Consider the following 18,156-nt stretch of genomic DNA (forward strand, 5'->3'; position numbering starts at 1 on the left):
GCTCCGCACGCAGTTGCTCAACCCAGCGACGCAGAGCTGTAGGGCCCACGCCCATTGCTTCGCAGGCTTCACTCACCGAATAGTCTTTATCCAAAACCAGGCAAGCCGCATCCCGTTTGAAATCTGTTGAAAAATATCGTCTGGTCAAATCACACCTCATCGTTGGGCGTAGATTAACGCCCTTTAGGGGTGTCCAGAATCATTAAGCCAGATCAACCCCAGCCCTCTCCCCCAGGGGGGCGAGGGGGAAAGGGAGCCGATTGCCGGGCTATTCAGGATCTGAATTCGACTCGGTATTGCACGTCGGCGTACCTCTTTGAAACACCTCGGTCGGTCCCCTCTACCTCCGGGAGAGGGTTAAGGTGAGGGTTGTATTGAGCTAATAATTCACTTTGCCGCGTCACGCGCTTCTGGTATTTGATTAGGGCTTTCCCACCGACAAAAGGATTTCGGCATGAGCTTTCGCACTCTCGGGCACTCAGGGTTACAGGTGTCCACCCTCACCCTCGGCACGATGATGTTTGGCGAGCAGACCAGCGCAGAGGATTCGCTGCGCATCATCGACAAAGCCTGGGATCAGGGGATCAATTTCATCGACACCGCCGATGTCTACACCAACGGCCGCTCCGAAGAGATCGTCGGTGAAGCAATTGCCCGGCATCGGCATGAATGGGTGCTGGCGACCAAGGTCGGTTTCGGCCCGGTGGACGGCGTGCCAAACCGCAGCGGCTTGAGCCGCAAACATATCTTCAATGGCATCGATGCCAGCCTGACCCGGCTCGGCACCGACTATCTCGACATTTATTACCTGCACCGTGAAGACCACAACACACCGCTTGAAGTCAGCGTGTCGGCGATTGGCGATCTGATCCGTCAGGGCAAGATTCGCTACTGGGGGTTGTCCAACTATCGCGGCTGGCGGATCGCCGAGGTGATTCGTATCGCCGATAAACTCGGTGTTGACCGCCCGGTGATCAGCCAACCGCTGTACAACATCGTTAACCGTCAGGCCGAGACCGAGCAGATCACAGCAGCGCAAAGCTATGGCCTTGGTGTGGTGCCTTACAGCCCGCTGGCCCGGGGCGTGCTGAGCGGCAAATACGCACCGGACGCCAAACCGGACGCCAACAGCCGCGCCGGACGTCAGGACAAGCGCATTCTGGAAACCGAATGGCGCGTCGAGTCGCTGCGTATTGCCCAACAGATTCAGCAGTACACCGAGCAGCGCGGCGTCGCAATTGTGGAGTTTGCAATCGCTTGGGTGTTGAACAACAGTGCCGTGACGTCGGCGATCGTCGGCCCGCGGACGGAGCAGCAATGGGATGCGTACACCAAGGCGCAGACCGTGAAGATCAGCGCTGAAGATGAGGCATTTATCGATTCGCTGGTCACGCCAGGGCACTCATCGACACCTGGATTCAACGATGTGAGTCATTTTGTGTCGGGGCGTAAACCGCACCAGGCTTGAGTTTGCCCGCCTCTCTTCGACAGCCGACACCCTCGGCTGTTTTTTCAGCGGATCAAAGCGCGATCAAACGGAATGAGTTGATTGATCGTTCAGAAATAACCAAGGACTGATAAATGCCCAATCGCCCCGTTGCGGTTTCCAGCAAGCTTTTGCGCAGTCTGCTGTTCAAACTGCCAGGCGATAAGCTGCGCGATCCCTCTTCCTCGCAAGCAAACGCGACTAGCGGCAAGCGCAAACCATCGATTGAATACCGTGCGGATATTGACGGACTGCGCGCAATCGCGGTGTTGTTGGTATTGATTTTTCACGGCGGTCTGGCGCTTTTTCCGTCCGGTTTTATTGGCGTCGATATCTTCTTCGTGATCTCGGGTTATCTGACGACCGCGATCATCATGAAATCGCTGAACAACGGCACGTTCACTTTCTCGGGGTTCTACACGCGTCGAATCTGGCGCTTGCAACCGGCCGTGATTGCGTTGCTGGTCGTTACGCTGATAGTCAGCACGCTGCTGTATTTGCCCGATGACTATGTCGATTTTCTCAAAAGCGAAAAGTACACGTCGTTAATCATCTCCAACCAATACTTTTCCAAAGTGACAACGGGTTACGCCACGCCGGATACGGCGAGCCTGCCACTGCTGCACACCTGGTCACTGGCCATCGAATGGCAGTGGTATCTGGCCCTGCCACTGGGCCTCTGGTTGCTTAACCGCTATCTGGCAAAAAGCGTTTTCAAAGCGGCGGTGCTCGGTTTGACCCTGGCGGCAATGGCGCTCGCGCTGTACCTGTCTTACACCAATCCAGAAAAAAATTACTACTTCTTCACCGCGCGAATTTTCGAATTGATGATTGGCTCCTGCGCAGTCATCTTCGGCACAGGCAAGTTCAGGCTCAATCGCCTGAGCGCCTCTCTGGTCTGTGCACTTGCGCTTGTCACGATTATCTATTGCGCCACCCTCGACGATATCCTGCCGGGCTTCCCGCAGTACCACGCCATTGCCGTGTGCCTGGCCACTGCAGCGCTGCTGTTCCAGGGTATTGGTGATGCAAGCATCACCTCGAAACTGCTGGCCTTCAAACCGCTGGTGTTTATCGGCACGCTCTCGTACTCCTTGTATTTGTGGCACTGGCCGATCCTGGCGGTGATGAGTTACATGGGCATCGCCCTCACCCCGCCGATGATCATCTTTTACTTTGTTTCGACGTTCGTCCTGGCCTGGCTCTGCTATGTGCTGGTCGAAAACCGGTTTCGAAAGGCCAGGCTCGGCTTTGCCAAAACGCTGGTCGTGCTAATGATCGTACCGGCTATCGGTCTGTCGCTGCTCCACGCTGCCAGCGTCAGACATGAAGGCTGGCCCGACCGTTTCAACCAAGGCTATAACGAGGTGTTCAATGGCTTGAAAGCCTCTGTTCCAGCCAATCGGGAAGGATGCCTGGGCGTCAGCGATGGCGCCGATCCTGGCTGCATATCAGGCGCCGTGCAGGCCGCGCCGCAAATATTGCTGATGGGCGATTCGTTTTCGAATCATTACTGGGGTTTCGTTGAAACACTGGCCAGGGATGCCAACCTTGCCGTCCTCACACAGGGTTACCCGGCGTGCCTGGCCTTGCCCGGGATCTACCTCTATGACGAGAGTAAATACACGAACGGGCTGTATCAAAAATGCCATAACGCCACTCAACGCTATTACGAGATGATTGCGAAGCAGCATTTCAAGTATGTGATCGTGGGTCAGTTCTGGGAGGCCTATCTCGACGACGACATCGTCACCAGACGGGACGACCCGCGCAGCCCGGAACTGTCGCAACAACGCCTCGGCACCGCGATCCGCAAGGCGCTGGACAAGATTGTCGAGTCAGGCGCTACGCCGGTCCTTCTGGAAAACACGCTGCCCATGCCTGCCGGGATCAACACCTGCCTGCTGCAACAGGTCAAGTTGCGCGGCTTGATGGGCAGTGCCGAGCAAAGCAGTCTCTGCGCCACAGCGCCATGGTCAGGTGCCAAAGAGCCGGTGCTGGAAAAACTCTTCAATGACCTGAAGGCTGAATATCCCGGCTTGATCGTCATTGACCCGAAAATCGTGCAATGCAAAGACGACGCGTGTATGACCACCGTCGATGGCTTGCCGGTCTATCGTGATATTGGTCACGTCACCGATTACGCCTCTTACAAGTTCGGCGAGATGTACCTCAAGCGCTTCGGTAATCCGTTGAAGGTTGCTCAGTGATGTTTTCCTGGCACTGACTACGCTTGTGGAGGAATGGCCGCAGGCTGCGATCTTCAACTTTTAAAGGCAAGACCAAAAGATCGCAGCCTGCGGCAACGCCTAGACTGTATATGTGTGAAGAATATTGAGCATCTGCCCAATATTCAGCACAAAAACCACGTATCCTTCGCGCCCCGTTTGACCATCAACCCGCGAGGACAGTTTGTCTAAAGGTATCGCTCTATCGGTTTCGGCCTCGGTGCTGTTTGCCGTCATGTATTACTACACCTCGTTGCTCACACCGTTGAGCGGCGTGGAGATCTTTGGCTGGCGGATGCTCCTGACGGTGCCGTGCATGACCGTGTTCATGCTGGTGTCCGGGGAATGGCGGCGGGTGCTGGAGCTGGTGCGGTTGATGGCGGCAAAGCCGAAATTGATCGCCGGCCTGCTCGTCTCCTCTGCCCTGCTCGGCGTGCAACTGTGGCTGTTCATGTGGGCGCCGCTCAATGGCTACAGCCTCGACGTGTCGCTGGGCTACTTTCTGTTGCCACTGGCGATGGTGCTGACCGGGCGCATTGCCTACGGCGAGAGCCTGTCTTATTTGCAGAAAATTGCAGTGTTCTTCGCCAGTTTGGGCGTGCTCAATGAGCTGTATCAGGTCGGTGGGTTTTCTTGGGCGACGCTGGTGGTCGTGGTCGGCTATCCGCTGTACTTCGTGCTGCGCAAATACCTCAAGACTGACAACCTGGGTGGCTTGTGGGTCGACATGACCCTGATGCTGCCGGTGGCGTACTGGTTTGTGCAGGGTGGCGAGCAAGGCTTCGGCGTGTTCGATCAGTACCCGGGGCTGATGTGGCTGATTCCGTTGCTGGGATTGATCAGTGCGTCGGCACTGGTGGTGTACATCATTGCCAGCCGCTTGCTGCCGTTCAGTCTGTTTGGCTTGTTGAGTTATGTTGAACCGGTGCTGTTGCTCGGTGTGGCGTTGTTGCTCGGTGAGAGCATCAAGTCCGGGGAGTGGCTGACGTATATTCCGATATGGCTGGCGGTAGTGGTGCTGGTCTTCGAAGGCTTCAAACACCTGATGCGCCAACGCCGTCCTTAAAAGCGAAAGATCGCAGCCTTCGGCAGCTCCTACATTTGGAATGCGTTTTTCCTGTAGAAGCTGCCGAAGGCTGCGATCTTTTGATCTACAAAAAAATCCCGACTCTGCATTTCAGCAGGCCGGGATTTTTCATTTCAGTGGCGGATTACTCAGTGGCAAGCACACCACGACGCACCTGATCGCGCTCGATCGACTCGAACAGGGCCTTGAAGTTGCCTTCGCCGAAACCATCATCGCCTTTGCGCTGGATGAATTCGAAGAACACCGGGCCCATCAGGGTTTCCGAAAAGATCTGCAGGAGCAGGCGCTTATCGCCCTGCTCCGAGGCGCCGTCGAGCAGGATGCCGCGCGATTGCAGCTGATCAACCGGCTCGCCGTGGTTCGGCAGGCGACCTTCGAGCATTTCGTAGTAAGTATCTGGCGGCGCGGTCATGAAACGCATGCCGATCTTCTTTAACTGATCCCAGGTCTTGATCAGGTCATCGGTGAGGAACGCAACGTGCTGGATGCCCTCACCGTTGAACTGCATCAGGAACTCTTCTATCTGGCCAGCGCCTTTGGACGACTCTTCGTTCAACGGGATGCGGATCATGCCGTCCGGTGCGGTCATCGCTTTCGAGGTCAGGCCGGTGTACTCGCCCTTGATGTCGAAGTAACGGATCTCGCGGAAGTTGAACAGCTTCTCGTAGAAGTTCGCCCAGTAGGCCATGCGACCGCGATAGACGTTGTGGGTCAGGTGGTCGATGATCTTCAGGCCAGCGCCAACCGGGTTGCGATCAACGCCTTCGATAAACACGAAATCGATGTCATAGATCGAGCTGCCTTCGCCGAAACGGTCGATCAGGTACAGCGGCGCGCCGCCAATGCCTTTGATCGCCGGCAGGTTCAGCTCCATCGGACCGGTTTCGATATGGATCGGCTGAGCGCCGAGTTCCAGTGCGCGGTTGTAGGCTTTTTGCGAATCCTTGACGCGGAACGCCATGCCGCACACGGATGGGCCGTGTTCGGCGGCGAAGTACGACGCCACGCTGTTCGGTTCGTTGTTGAGGATCAGGTTGATTGCGCCTTGACGGTACAGGTGCACGTTCTTGGAGCGGTGGGTCGCGACTTTGGTGAAGCCCATGATCTCGAAGATCGGCTCCAGGGTGCCCGGCACCGGCGATGCGAGCTCAATGAATTCAAAGCCCATCAGGCCCATTGGGTTTTCGTATAAATCTGCCATGGTGGCGCCTCATCATTTCTTATCAATTAACCAGGGTTATTTGTCAGTCATGCGAGGTCGGTGGGTGGCGCACAGGAGATGCCACGCACACTGCGGGCGAGGAAGTCACCGTAGATCAGTTGAAACCCGAATATCTTCATTGTCGACCCAAGGCTCTTGCGGGCGAGGCTTCTGCTGCCAGAAGACGATTATTATTGTATGCGTAACCCGATTCTACACAGCGTAAATAGGCTTGTCTGCCCTCCCTATAAAATCCGCTTTTTGGCGCCCGGCGCAAGGGCTTTGTTGCACTATGCTTTTCAGCGGCGCGCCGTTATCCGGCCTGCGTTCGAGAGTCCCACTCCCCCCGCAACAGGATGCGCCCATGCCGTTGACCGTCAGACCCCGCCGCAAACGCAGCACCCGCATCGCCGTCACGCTGTTCAGCGGTTTGCTTCCGGTGCTGCTGGGCAGCGCCATTCTTTACATGCAGGCCGGACGCACGCTGGAGCAAGGTTCACAACAGACCGCCGAAGAGGCGCTGCACCAGTTCGAGTTGATGCTCGACAACACCGCGCAAGCGGCGCGCGAATTGCTGCCATTGGCCGGCCAGAATTGCGAAAACGTCAAACTCGCCTTGCGCGAGCAAGTAACCCGCCGCCCGTTCGTGCGCTCGACCAATCTGGTGTGGGACGACAACCTTTATTGCAGCTCTTTGTTTGGCGACTTCAAGGAAGCCGTCAACGCGGGCGACTACAACCAGGGCAAGTTGTGGCTGATGAACGGCAATCCGGTCACCCCCAACACCGCGCTGTTGGTTTATCGGCTCAGCGAAGGTCGCGGCGGCGCATTGACGACACTGGACGGTTACCATCTAAGCAACATGTTGCGTTTGATCGGCCGGCACATGTTGCTGGTGCTGCAAGTGGGCGATAACTGGCTATCGGGCGACGGCAAAGTCCACACCGGTACCCTCCCCACGCTGCCGATAGCGCAAAACACCCTGGCCTCCTCCCGTTATGCGTTCAGTGTTTCTGCCGGGTTTCCCGAGGGCGAAACCTGGCGCTACATGGTCGATGAATATCCGCCGCTGTTCAGTCTGCTGATTTTTTTTGGCGTGGTGTCGGGGGCCATCGGCCATGTCCTGCAGAAGCGCTCCACTTCACCGAGCCACGAAATGCTCCGCGCGCTCGAGGCTGGCGAGTTCATTCCCTACTTCCAGCCCGTGGTGCATGGCGACAGCAAGGCATGGTCGGGAGCTGAAGTGTTGATGCGCTGGACTCACCCGAAAGAAGGCCTGGTACGTCCGGATCTGTTTATTCCATTCGCCGAGCATTCGGGGTTGATCGTGCCGATGACCCGCGCCCTGATGCAACAAACTGCCGCGCTGCTGGGGCCGCTATCAGCAACGTTCACCGCGCCATTTCATATCGGCATCAATATCACCGCGAGCCATTGCAAAGACCTGGAACTGGTGGAGGATTGTCGAACGTTTCTCGCCGCGTTCGCCGCCGACAGCATCAACCTGGTGCTGGAGTTGACCGAGCGCGAATTGATCGAGCCGACCGACATCACTCGCCAGCTGTTCGAGCAACTGCACGCGCTGGGCGTGAAGATCGCGATTGACGACTTCGGCACCGGCCACTCAAGCCTGGGCTACTTGCGCAAATTCAATGTGGATTTCCTCAAGATCGATCAGAGTTTCGTCGCCATGATCGGTGTCGATGCGTTGTCCCGACACATTCTCGATACCATTATCGACCTGTCGGCCAAGCTTGATCTGGGTATTGTTGCCGAAGGTGTCGAAACTCAGGCGCAAGCCGATTATCTGACCGCACATCACGTCAACTTCCTGCAAGGGTATCTGTTCGGCAAACCGATGCCGGCTACGGAATTCATCAGCGCATTAACTCACCATTAACTAAGCCGGATTAAGACGAGCGTACCGGCCAGGCGCACCAAATTGATACAAAAGACCGCTGTTGTTACATGAGGACAACATCAGGATTTACTCTTGGCGCATTAACTACTACAATTTTTTCAACCTGAGCAAGATTGGCAGGGGAGCCATTTATCACCGAGTCGCTTCAAGGCTCTTGGCTTATTAGCTTTGTTTGCGGTTGGTATCAGCCAAACACACTATTGGAGTAAAGATATTGTCCAGACTCGCTGAATTTCGTGCAGCTGAAAAGGCCCTTCAGGAACAGCTCAAACAGCTGGAATCGCTGAAGAACGATGCCGGGCTCAAGAAAGAAATCGAATTCGAAGAAAAGCTCCAGGGGCTGATGAAAACCTACGGCAAAGGCCTGAAGGACATCGTCGCCATCCTCGATCCGAACCCGGCAAAATCCGCTTTGCAGACCTCTGCAGCCCCTAAAACCCGCCGCGCTCGCGTGGTCAAGGTTTATCAGAATCCGCATACCGGTGAACTGATCGAAACCAAGGGCGGCAATCACCGTGGCCTGAAAGCCTGGAAGGAACAATACGGTGCAGCCACCGTTGATTCCTGGTTGCGCGGTTAATCCAACGCCAACAAAAAAGCCCTGCATGACGCAGGGCTTTTTTGTTGACAATATCTAACAAATGAAATGAATTTCATCGAACAAGTTGCGGGTTTTCTGTAACGTTGCTGAGTCATAAAGCTAAACATTTTGCGGCGCGATGTTGCGATCAAGGCCGCCATTAAACTTTGTGCTTAATCCGTTCGGGTATCTAACCTTCTCCGTGAAGAGTACAGCACCTTAAAGTTTCAAGCTGTTTCTCAGCGCCACTATCTCGTCTGCGCTGGCCTTATAAATCTCAGCTTGCCCGGCGTAGGAAAGAACATAAGCCTTGTCCGCCTCGACTGCCGCCACTAGGGTTTGCGACAACACATGCCGACCGTTTTCGGTGATGGTGCAAGTGGTTTCCAGTGCCGGCAAAGTACCCAGCGTCGCCGGATGCACTTTGTTGCAGACACTTTGGTAACCGCTCTGGAAAAAGTCCTTCTGTATCGACTTGCGCATCTCCAGCAGCACGCCCTGCAAATTGACCTGATGCCCTGCTTCGACATGAGTCATGGTCAATTCCATGACCATCACCTGATTGCCATCGGCGTCATTCTTGACCGCGCGCTGACGGGAAACCTGTGCAGCTGCCTCGGGCAGCGCCTCGACTTGCCAACCGGCTGGCCAGGTAATGCTTGGTTCGTCCGCTGACGCGCAGACCGCCACAAGCGACAACACAAAAAAAACAAACACGGATTTGAACAGTCGGATCATTGCCGGACGCACTCGCAGATTGAGCCGTAAAGTCTGAGGCTCGCCCGCACGCAGGGCAAGCCTGCCCTTTCATTTGGCGATGCCGACAGGCATGCGTATCATTGCGTCCATTCACTCGCCCATAGTTATTGGAGGGCCCATGAGCCTGCACGAACTCAATACGTTCCCCGGCGTCACCGCCACCCCAGACAGCGCAACCCGCAACTTCGTTTTCAACCACACCATGTTGCGCGTCAAAGACATCACTAAATCCCTGGACTTCTACACCCGCGTCCTGGGCTTCTCGCTGGTGGAGAAACGCGATTTCCCGGAAGCCGAGTTCAGCCTGTACTTCCTCGCACTGGTCGACAAAGCGCAGATCCCGGCCGACGCGGCTGCCCGCACTGAGTGGATGAAATCGATCCCGGGCATTCTCGAATTGACCCATAACCACGGCACCGAAAACGATGCGGATTTTGCCTATCACAACGGCAATACCGACCCGCGTGGTTTTGGTCATATCTGCATTTCGGTGCCGGATATCGTCGCGGCCTGTGCGCGCTTTGAAGAGTTGGGCTGCGACTTCCAGAAGCGCCTGACCGATGGCCGCATGAAGAGCCTGGCTTTCATCAAGGATCCGGATGGTTACTGGGTCGAGATCATTCAGCCTGCGCCGCTGTAAAGACTGAAAAGCCCCTCACCCTAACCCTCTCCCATAGGGAGAGGGAACTGATTGGGGGATATTGGAGAATTACGCCGACTTGAACGATTGGCATTGAATCCATAATCGACTGGATCTTTCAGGTCGACGGACAGCGCCAGACACCTCGGTCGGCTCCCTCTCCTTCGGGAGAGGGCTGGGGTGAGGGGCAGCTTTTCAGATGCAATAAAAAACCCGTGATCGCTCACGGGTTTTTTCATTTCTGGCTGGACGCTTACGCCGGAGCCGAAGTGCGGATCAGGTGATCGAAAGCACTCAACGAAGCCTTGGCGCCCTCGCCCACCGCGATCACGATCTGCTTGTACGGCACGGTGGTCACGTCGCCGGCAGCGAAGATGCCCGGAATCGACGTTTCACCCCGGTTGTCGACGATGATCTCGCCACGCGGCGACAACTCGATGGTGCCCTTCAGCCAGTCAGTATTCGGCAGCAAACCGATCTGCACGAAGATCCCTTCCAGCTCGACGGTACGCAACTCATCGGTGTTGCGATCCTTGTAGCGCAGGCCGTTTACCTTCTCGCCATTGCCGGTGACTTCAGTGGTTTGCGCACTGGTGATCACCGTGACGTTCGGCAGGCTGTGCAGTTTGCGCTGCAATACGGCGTCGGCGCGCAGCTGTACGTCGAACTCCAGCAGCGTGACGTGCGAGACAATGCCGGCCAGATCGATGGCCGCTTCAACGCCGGAGTTACCGCCGCCGATCACCGCCACGCGCTTGCCTTTGAACAGCGGACCGTCACAGTGCGGGCAGTATGCCACGCCTTTGTTGCGGTATTCCTGCTCGCCCGGCACGTTCATTTCACGCCAGCGCGCACCGGTCGCGAGAATCACGCTCTTGGCTTTGAGGGTCGCGCCGCTGGCGAAACGGACTTCGTGCAGCTCGCCGTTTTTGCCCGGGATCAACTTGTCGGCGCGTTGCAGGTTCATGATGTCGACGTCGTACTGTTTGACGTGTTCTTCCAGCGCCGTGGCCAGTTTCGGCCCTTCGGTTTCCTGTACGGAAATGAAGTTCTCGATGGCCATGGTGTCGAGCACCTGCCCGCCGAAACGTTCAGCGGCGACGCCAGTGCGGATACCTTTACGTGCAGCGTAAATCGCTGCCGACGCACCGGCCGGGCCACCACCGACGACCAACACATCAAAGGCCTCTTTGGCGCTGATTTTCTCAGCCTGGCGCTCGATGGCACCGGTGTCGAGTTTGGCGAGGATTTCTTCTAGACCCATGCGGCCTTGACCAAAGTTCTCACCGTTGAGGTAGATGCTCGGCACGGCCATGATCTTGCGATCGTTGACTTCGTCCTGGAACAACGCGCCGTCGATGGCGACGTGGCGGATGTTCGGGTTGAGCACGGCCATCAGGTTCAGCGCCTGGACCACGTCCGGGCAGTTCTGGCAGGACAGCGAGAAGTACGTCTCGAAGCTGAACTGGCCTTTGAGCGAGCGGATCTGCTCGATCACTTCAACGCTGGCTTTCGATGGGTGGCCGCCGACTTGCAGCAGGGCCAGCACCAGCGAGGTGAACTCGTGGCCCATCGGGATGCCGGCGAAACGCAGACTGATGTCGGCGCCCGGGCGGTTGATCGAGAACGATGGCTTGCGTGTATCGTCACCGCTGTCGATCAAGGTAATTTGGCTCGAAAGACTGGCAACGTCTTTCAGCAGTTCCAGCATTTCACGGGATTTCGCACCGTCGTCGAGGGAGGCAACGATCTCGATCGGCTGGGTGACCCGTTCCAGGTACGATTTCAACTGGGCTTTAAGATTGGCGTCCAACATACGGGCGATTTCCTTTATTTGAGGCGAAAAAAAGCCCGAGCGAATCTCGCCCGGGCATTTTTATTGGGCGGTGCAGCGTACTTAAGAAGGTGCGGCGTACCGCCCTGAGTTGCGTGTCACAGACTTAGATCTTGCCGACCAGGTCCAGGGACGGCGCCAGAGTGGCCTCGCCTTCTTTCCACTTGGCTGGGCAAACTTCGCCTGGGTGAGCAGCAACGTACTGAGCAGCCTTGATCTTGCGCAGCAGCTCGGAAGCGTCACGGCCAACGCCGCCATCGTTCAGTTCAACGATTTTGATCTGGCCTTCAGGGTTGATCACGAAGGTGCCACGGTCAGCCAGACCAGCATCTTCGATCAGCACGTCGAAGTTGCGGGAGATGACGTGGGTCGGGTCGCCGATCATGGTGTATTCGATTTTGCCAATGGCTGGCGAAGTGTTGTGCCAGGCAGCGTGGGCAAAGTGGGTGTCGGTGGAAACGCTGTAGATCTCTACGCCCAGTTTCTGGAAAGCAGCGTAGTTGTCAGCCAGGTCTTCCAGCTCGGTTGGGCAAACGAAGGTGAAGTCGGCTGGGTAGAAGAATACAACCGACCACTTGCCTTTCAGGTCAGCGTCCGAGACTTGAACGAAGTCGCCGTTTTTGAACGCGGTAGCTTTGAACGGTTTTACTTGGCTGTTGATGATAGGCATTGATGACTCTCCGTCAGGGTTGTGAATTCGATGGGTGAATCCTACCCACTCACTCGACGGATGGCTCATTGGCAAACCTGATGCTGCTGATTTGTTTTCGCTATTAGCTGACTGTATTAATAGAAGAAAACGATCTCTACGACGTAGCCGGTTTATCCGTAATCCGAGCCATCCCCTGGAATGGGCTGGCTTCAACATAGCGCATCGCGGACTTCATATCCTTCCAGCCGACGTAACTCATCAACGATTTCAGATCCCAGCCACTTTGGTGTGCCCACGTGGCAAAGCCGCGACGCAGGGAGTGGCTGGTGTAGTTTTCGGCGGCAATGCCGGCACGCTGCAACGCCTGGCGCAGCAAAGGAATGATGCTGTTGGCGTGCAGGCCCTCCTCATTCAGATTGCCCCAGCGGTCGATGCTGCGGAAAACCGGGCCGCGTACCAGCGCCGCTTCGGTGATCCAGTCGATATAGGCCTGCACCGGGCACAGCTTGAGCAGCGCCGGCGCTTGATAGGTCTGCCCGAGATTTTCCCGATCACCCTTGCTGCGTGGTAAATACAAGGTGATGCCTTTGCCGGCATGCGCTTGCACGTGTTCGATTTGCAAGCGACACAACTCATCGCTGCGGAAGCCGCGCCAGAATCCCAGCAGGATCAAGGCGCGATCACGATAAGCCTTAAGCAGTGACGGACGATCCTGCTGCTCTTTTGCGGTTTGCGCCTCATGCTCCAGCCAGTCGATGACGCGCTGCAAATCCTGCAACTGCAACGGCTCAGCCTGTTTCTCCTGCGCTGGATGCAAAGCCCGAATCCCTTTGAAAACCTTGCGCACCACCGGCGCCTTGGTCGGGTCTGCAAACCCTTGGCTGTTGTGCCACTGCGCCAGCGCCGACAGACGCAGTTTCAACGTATTGATCGACAACTCCTCGGCGTGCGCCACCAGATACCGCGCGACGCTGTCGGCCGTCGCCGGCAAGAACCCGCCCCACTTCACTTCAAAATGCTCGATGGCCGCGCGATAGCTACGGCGCGTGTTGTCACGGGTGGCGGCTTGCAGATAGCGATCCAGATCGCTCATGGGCTGTTTTCTCGCTGGCGTACTGAGACAGGGATGCAGAAACGCATTTTGCCGTCTGACACTGGGTAATACCAGTATATCCCGTGCCTTTGTTATCAAAGGTTTATCTTTATTTTTGAGATGGTACACTGCGTACTTTAGTGGCATGTACCACAGTACGTAACCGTAGGAGTTCACATGGCCCGTGGCGGCATTACCAAAGCACTGGTGCAGATCGCGCGCACAGCGATCCTCGCCCGTGGCGAACACCCGAGCATCGATGCAGTACGCATTGAAATGGGCAACACCGGCTCGAAAACCACGATCCATCGCTATTTGAAAGAACTGGATGACGGCGCTCAGCCCGTTGAAGCCTCGGCTGAGCCTATCGATGACGAATTGACCGCCCTCGTCTCCAGGCTCGCCCAACGCCTCAAAGAACAAGCGCAAGAGCCCATCGAGCAAGCCCGCGAGCAGTTCGAGGAGCAGCGCGAAGCACTGGAGTCGGAGCTGCAACAGACGCGTCAGGCACTGGAAAAGCTCGAACACGAGCACGACATTCAAGGCGCTGCACTGGCACGTGAATCCGAAGCGCTGAACAACACACGCTCGATGCTGCAAACCGAGCAGACCCGCAATGCCGGGCTGAATCAGGCATTGGCCGACTTTGAGTTGCGCTTGCAGGACAAGGACGAGCAGATCCGCTCGCTGGAAGAAAAACACCTGCATGCCCGTGACGCGCTGGAGCACTACCGCAACGCCAGCAAAGAGCAGCGCGAGCAGGAACAGAGCCGCCACGAAGCGCAGGTGCAACAGATTCAGGCCGAACTGCGTCAGGCGCAGCAAAGCGCACTGGTTCGTCAGGACGAGATCACGCAACTGCACCGCGACAACGAACGCCTGCTCACGGAAAACCGTGGCACGCAGCGCGAACTGAGTCTGCTGCAGGATCAGCTCAAGCAGAGTAATCAGCGTCAGGACCAATTGCTGGAGCAAGCGACCCGCGTCGACAGCGAACGCACCCTCCTCCAGGAACGCCTGCGCGTGGCCACGCTGGAAAGCCAGACACTCAAACAGAGCATCGAGGAGCAGACGCTGCTCAACCAGTCACTGGAAAAGGAATTGAATAAGGCTCAGGCAAGCCTGGAAGAAAGCCAGCGTCTGGCGGCTGCCGTTGCGGCAGCGCCAGACTCAGCCAAGCCGAAAGACGCTTAAGCGCCGACCGGCGTACGCATGGTGACGAACTCCTCGGCGGCCGTCGGGTGCACCCCGATCGTGTCGTCGAAGTCGCGCTTGGTTGCGCCAGCTTTCAAGGCAATCGCCAGGCCCTGGACGATCTCACCAGCGTCCGGGCCGACCATGTGGCAGCCGAGGACTTTGTCGGTCTTGCCGTCGACCACCAGTTTCATCAGGGTTTTTTCCTGGCATTCGGTCAGGGTAAGCTTCATAGGCCGGAACCGGCTTTCGAAAATCACCACGTCGTGGCCAGCCTCGCGCGCTTCTTCTTCGGTCAAACCGACCGTGCCGATGTTCGGCAGGCTGAACACCGCCGTCGGGATCATCTTGTAATCCACCGGACGGTATTGCTCTGGCTTGAACAGACGTCGTGCCACAGCCATACCTTCAGCCAGCGCCACCGGCGTCAGTTGCACACGACCAATGACATCGCCCAGCGCCAGAATCGATGGCTCGCTGGTCTGATACTGCTCGTCGACTTTGATGAAGCCTTTGTCGTTGAGCTGCACATCGGTGTTTTCCAACCCCAGATTGTCGAGCATCGGACGCCGACCCGTGGCGTAGAACACGCAATCCGCCTCCAGCACACGACCATCTTTAAGGGTGGCTTTCAAACTGCCATCGACCTGCTTGTCGATACGCGCGATGTCGGCATTGAACTGCAGGTCCAGACCACGCTTGGTGAGCTCTTCCTGCAAATGCTTGCGCACCGAACCATCGAAGCCGCGCAGGAACAGATCGCCGCGATACAGCAGCGTGGTGTTCGCGCCAAGGCCGTGGAAGATCCCGGCAAATTCGACGGCGATGTAACCGCCGCCAACCACCAGTACACGCTTTGGCAGCTCCTTGAGGAAGAACGCCTCATTGGAACCGATCGCGTGCTCGCGCCCCGGAATCTCCGGAATCTGCGGCCAGCCACCGGTAGCGATCAGAATGTTTTTCGCTGTAAAACGCTCACCATTCACTTCAACTTCATGCGGGCCAACGATCTTCGCGTGCGCTTCATGCAAGGTCACGCCGCTGTTGACCAGCAGATTGCGATAGATGCCGTTGAGGCGATTGATCTCACGATCCTTGTTGGCGATCAGCGTCGCCCAGTCGAAATTCGCTTCGCCCAGGCTCCAGCCAAAACCGGACGCCTGCTCAAAGTCTTCGGCGAAATGCGCGCCGTACACCAGCAGCTTTTTCGGCACACAGCCGACATTGACGCAGGTCCCGCCCAGATAACGGCTCTCCGCCACCGCCACTTTCGCACCGAAACCGGCCGCAAAACGCGCAGCGCGCACACCGCCGGAACCGGCACCAATCACATAAAGGTCAAAATCGTAGGCCATTTCTATCTCCTCGGCAGGGGATCAGCATACCTGCAGCCACCCATTGGGCAAGCGCTGCCAGTCATATGGGGGCGCAAAATGAAAAAACCCGCCGAAGCGGGTTTTTCTTACAGACCAATCAAGCGCTCTTAGTAAGCCTTGCCAGTCTTATAGAAGTTCTCGAAGCAGAAGTTGGTCGCTTCGATGTAGCCTTCAGCGCCACCGCAGTCGAAACGCTTGCCTTTGAACTTGTAGGCCATCACGCAGCCGTTCTGAGCTTGTTTCATCAGGGCGTCGGTGATCTGGATTTCGCCGCCCTTGCCTGGCTCGGTTTGTTCGATCAGGTCGAAGATGTCCGGAGTCAGGATGTAACGACCGATGATAGCCAGGTTCGACGGCGCGTCTTCCGGCTTTGGCTTCTCGACCATGCTGTGAACGCGGTAGATGTCGTCGCGGATCATCTCGCCGGCGATAACGCCGTACTTGCTGGTTTCCTGCGGATCGACCTCCTGGATGGCGATGATCGAGCAACGGAACTGCTTGTACAGCTTGACCATCTGGGTCAGTACGCCGTCGCCTTCGAGGTTGACGCACAGGTCGTCCGCCAGGACCACGGCGAACGGTTCGTCACCGATCAGCGGGCGACCAGTGAGGATCGCGTGGCCCAGACCTTTCATTTCGGTTTGACGGGTGTAGGAGAACGAGCACGAGTCGAGCAGTTTGCGGATACCGACCAGGTATTTCTCTTTGTCGGTGCCTTTGATCTGGTTTTCCAGCTCGTAGCTGATGTCGAAGTGGTCTTCCAGAGCACGCTTGCCACGACCGGTCACGATGGAGATTTCCGTCAGGCCAGCGTCCAGAGCTTCTTCAACGCCGTACTGGATCAGTGGCTTGTTTACCACCGGCAGCATTTCTTTAGGCATGGCTTTAGTCGCTGGCAGGAAGCGAGTACCGTAACCGGCTGCTGGGAACAAGCATTTCTTGATCATATAAGTCCTTGAAAGGGCTGTGTGTACGAGTTTCGGCGCAGTCTAATCAGGCGGCGTGCACCTTACAATGCCCCGCACTGGCTAACCGATGCCAACATAGAGAAATATTCTCGCCGATAGTTCCATCGACATCCTGGCGCAGCCAGATCAGCGTAGCTCAAAGCAGTCGACAAACTGAATCACCATACGCTCATCGCCCCCCAATGCGAGCATTTGCCGGTATCATGGCGCCTTTGAACCAGCGAACGAGACAGATAGATGGCCGCGGTAAAAATCGTCAACGGGTATGTGATCGACAAGAAAGACGGCAAGTGGACGCTGACCACGACCAATGGCGAGCACATCGCCGGGCCTTTCGACAGCGAGCAAATGGCGACCGATGTAGCGGCAGTGTTCACCGACACTCCGGCATCGGCCAAGCGCCGTGGCAAAGATCAGGACTGATCGACTGCGACACCCCAAGCCCTGCCCTTGCGCAGGGCTTTTTTGTGCCCACCTACAAACAAGTGGCCAAACGCTATAACCTTTTCACACCGGCGCTGTCAGAGCGTCTAGTCCCTCCCTCGCTGAAGACCACAAACATGAATCTGAAAAAATGGCTGCCCCTGATCGCGGTATTGGCACTGGCCGGTTGCGCCACCTCCCAACCCACATACCTGAACAATGGTGAACAGGGGCTGTCGATCGATTGCTCCGGTGAAGCGAATTCCTGGGCGACCTGCTATGAAAAAGCCGATGCCTCCTGCGCGGGCACTGGCTACCGAATCGTTGGCACCGACGGCACACCCCAGCCCAAGGAAAGTGACAAAACCCTGGGCGTTGATGTCGGCAACTACAAGAACCGCAGCGTTGTCGTGGTCTGCAAATAGACCTTACATATGAATTTCGGCGAACTTGATCCCGAGTCCACGAACGACTTCGATCAGATCGTCGAGACGGTTGAAGGATTCGACTTCGTCGTTATCGTCGACCAGAAAGTAGCTGCGCCCGGCGCTCTTCTTGAAAAACACGATCCATTCACCCGGATTCGCCGGGTTCTGGATGACATGGGTGGCAGAGATCAGGCCCTCTACGTGGCGCTCCCGTACTTGCTCTCGCTTCATCGCGACTCCAGAAATGAAAATGCCGTCACAGCATGACTGCGACGGCATCGGTGCT

At 56.8% G+C, this 18,156-nt stretch carries 18 protein-coding genes; 9 read left to right on the forward strand and 9 right to left on the reverse strand.

Annotated elements, in window-relative coordinates; all coding sequences use genetic code 11:
- Positions 1–160: transposase (locus tag CKW26_RS05255; protein ID WP_141231849.1), on the reverse strand; the 160-nt coding region annotated here is incomplete at its 3' end.
- A 294-nt stretch (positions 161–454) separates the two neighbouring features.
- Between CKW26_RS05255 and CKW26_RS05260 the strand changes: the two genes are divergently transcribed.
- The 3 genes from CKW26_RS05260 to rarD all read left to right on the forward strand — a co-directional run bounded on the left by CKW26_RS05260 (position 455) and on the right by rarD (position 4,780).
- Positions 455–1,468 (forward strand): aldo/keto reductase, encoded by a 1,014-nt coding sequence (locus CKW26_RS05260; protein ID WP_095047776.1) that lies wholly within the window; start codon positions 455–457, stop codon positions 1,466–1,468.
- A 113-nt stretch (positions 1,469–1,581) separates the two neighbouring features.
- On the forward strand, positions 1,582–3,696 hold the full coding sequence (locus CKW26_RS05265) for an acyltransferase family protein (protein ID WP_095047777.1): 2,115 nt from the start codon (positions 1,582–1,584) through the stop codon (positions 3,694–3,696).
- A gap of 202 nt (positions 3,697–3,898) precedes the next feature.
- On the forward strand, positions 3,899–4,780 hold the full coding sequence (rarD, locus tag CKW26_RS05270; protein WP_093431116.1) for an EamA family transporter RarD: 882 nt from the start codon (positions 3,899–3,901) through the stop codon (positions 4,778–4,780).
- A gap of 145 nt (positions 4,781–4,925) precedes the next feature.
- On the opposite strand, the gene hppD is transcribed toward rarD, so the two are convergent.
- On the reverse strand, positions 4,926–6,002 hold the full coding sequence (gene hppD / locus CKW26_RS05275; RefSeq protein ID WP_007912211.1) for a 4-hydroxyphenylpyruvate dioxygenase: 1,077 nt from the start codon (positions 6,000–6,002) through the stop codon (positions 4,926–4,928).
- Between the two features lie 364 nt (positions 6,003–6,366).
- On the opposite strand from hppD, the gene CKW26_RS05280 reads away from it, so the two are divergent.
- Positions 6,367–7,902: an EAL domain-containing protein gene (locus CKW26_RS05280; protein WP_095047778.1), complete on the forward strand. Its 1,536-nt coding sequence runs from the start codon at positions 6,367–6,369 to the stop codon at positions 7,900–7,902.
- A gap of 235 nt (positions 7,903–8,137) precedes the next feature.
- The gene (locus CKW26_RS05285; RefSeq protein ID WP_093431101.1) at positions 8,138–8,503 is read left to right on the forward strand and encodes a histone-like nucleoid-structuring protein, MvaT/MvaU family; all 366 of its coding nucleotides are present in this window, start codon (positions 8,138–8,140) and stop codon (positions 8,501–8,503) included.
- A 219-nt stretch (positions 8,504–8,722) separates the two neighbouring features.
- Here the strand turns inward: CKW26_RS05285 and CKW26_RS05290 are convergent, their stop codons facing one another.
- On the reverse strand, positions 8,723–9,241 hold the full coding sequence (locus CKW26_RS05290; protein WP_095047779.1) for a DUF4946 domain-containing protein: 519 nt from the start codon (positions 9,239–9,241) through the stop codon (positions 8,723–8,725).
- Positions 9,242–9,380: 139 nt separating this feature from the next.
- Here CKW26_RS05290 and gloA point away from each other — a divergent pair, with 139 nt between their 5' ends.
- The gene (gene gloA / locus CKW26_RS05295) at positions 9,381–9,902 is read left to right on the forward strand and encodes a lactoylglutathione lyase (protein WP_007963339.1); all 522 of its coding nucleotides are present in this window, start codon (positions 9,381–9,383) and stop codon (positions 9,900–9,902) included.
- Positions 9,903–10,155: 253 nt separating this feature from the next.
- On the opposite strand, the gene ahpF is transcribed toward gloA, so the two are convergent.
- From ahpF to CKW26_RS05310, 3 genes are all read right to left on the reverse strand, one after another.
- Positions 10,156–11,718, reverse strand: coding sequence for an alkyl hydroperoxide reductase subunit F (ahpF, locus tag CKW26_RS05300; protein ID WP_095047780.1), 1,563 nt, complete (start codon positions 11,716–11,718; stop codon positions 10,156–10,158).
- A gap of 124 nt (positions 11,719–11,842) precedes the next feature.
- Positions 11,843–12,406, reverse strand: a complete 564-nt coding sequence (gene ahpC, locus CKW26_RS05305; RefSeq protein ID WP_047602282.1) for an alkyl hydroperoxide reductase subunit C — start codon at positions 12,404–12,406, stop codon at positions 11,843–11,845.
- Positions 12,407–12,542: 136 nt separating this feature from the next.
- Positions 12,543–13,481 carry a site-specific integrase gene (locus CKW26_RS05310; RefSeq protein WP_095047781.1) on the reverse strand — a complete coding sequence of 313 codons (939 nt, stop codon included), beginning with the start codon at positions 13,479–13,481 and terminating at the stop codon, positions 12,543–12,545.
- Between the two features lie 177 nt (positions 13,482–13,658).
- Between CKW26_RS05310 and CKW26_RS05315 the strand changes: the two genes are divergently transcribed.
- Entirely contained in the window at positions 13,659–14,675 is a 1,017-nt protein-coding gene (locus CKW26_RS05315; protein ID WP_095047782.1) for a DNA-binding protein, read from the forward strand.
- Here the strand turns inward: CKW26_RS05315 and gorA are convergent.
- Together gorA and galU are read right to left on the reverse strand one after the other, a co-directional pair.
- Positions 14,672–16,030 (reverse strand): glutathione-disulfide reductase, encoded by a 1,359-nt coding sequence (gene gorA, locus CKW26_RS05320; protein WP_095047783.1) that lies wholly within the window; start codon positions 16,028–16,030, stop codon positions 14,672–14,674. The genes CKW26_RS05315 and gorA overlap by 4 nt on opposite strands.
- Positions 16,031–16,158: 128 nt before the next feature.
- A complete protein-coding gene (galU, locus tag CKW26_RS05325; RefSeq protein ID WP_093431079.1) occupies positions 16,159–16,998 on the reverse strand; it encodes a UTP--glucose-1-phosphate uridylyltransferase GalU in 840 nt (279 codons plus the stop codon).
- 258 nt (positions 16,999–17,256) lie between these two features.
- Here galU and CKW26_RS05330 point away from each other — a divergent pair, with 258 nt between their 5' ends.
- Together CKW26_RS05330 and CKW26_RS05335 are read left to right on the forward strand one after the other, a co-directional pair.
- Complete coding sequence (locus tag CKW26_RS05330; protein ID WP_090283267.1) at positions 17,257–17,442, forward strand: hypothetical protein; 186 nt, start codon at positions 17,257–17,259, stop codon at positions 17,440–17,442.
- A gap of 137 nt (positions 17,443–17,579) precedes the next feature.
- Entirely contained in the window at positions 17,580–17,867 is a 288-nt protein-coding gene (locus CKW26_RS05335; RefSeq protein ID WP_093431076.1) for a hypothetical protein, read from the forward strand.
- 3 nt (positions 17,868–17,870) lie between these two features.
- Here CKW26_RS05335 and CKW26_RS05340 read toward each other — a convergent pair whose 3' ends face one another.
- Complete coding sequence (locus CKW26_RS05340; protein WP_008082673.1) at positions 17,871–18,101, reverse strand: hypothetical protein; 231 nt, start codon at positions 18,099–18,101, stop codon at positions 17,871–17,873.
- Between the last annotated feature and the right edge of the window lie 55 nt (positions 18,102–18,156).

Origin of the sequence: Pseudomonas sp. Irchel s3h9, from assembly GCF_900187475.1 — a bacterium.
Lineage (GTDB): Bacteria > Pseudomonadota > Gammaproteobacteria > Pseudomonadales > Pseudomonadaceae > Aquipseudomonas > Aquipseudomonas neuropathica.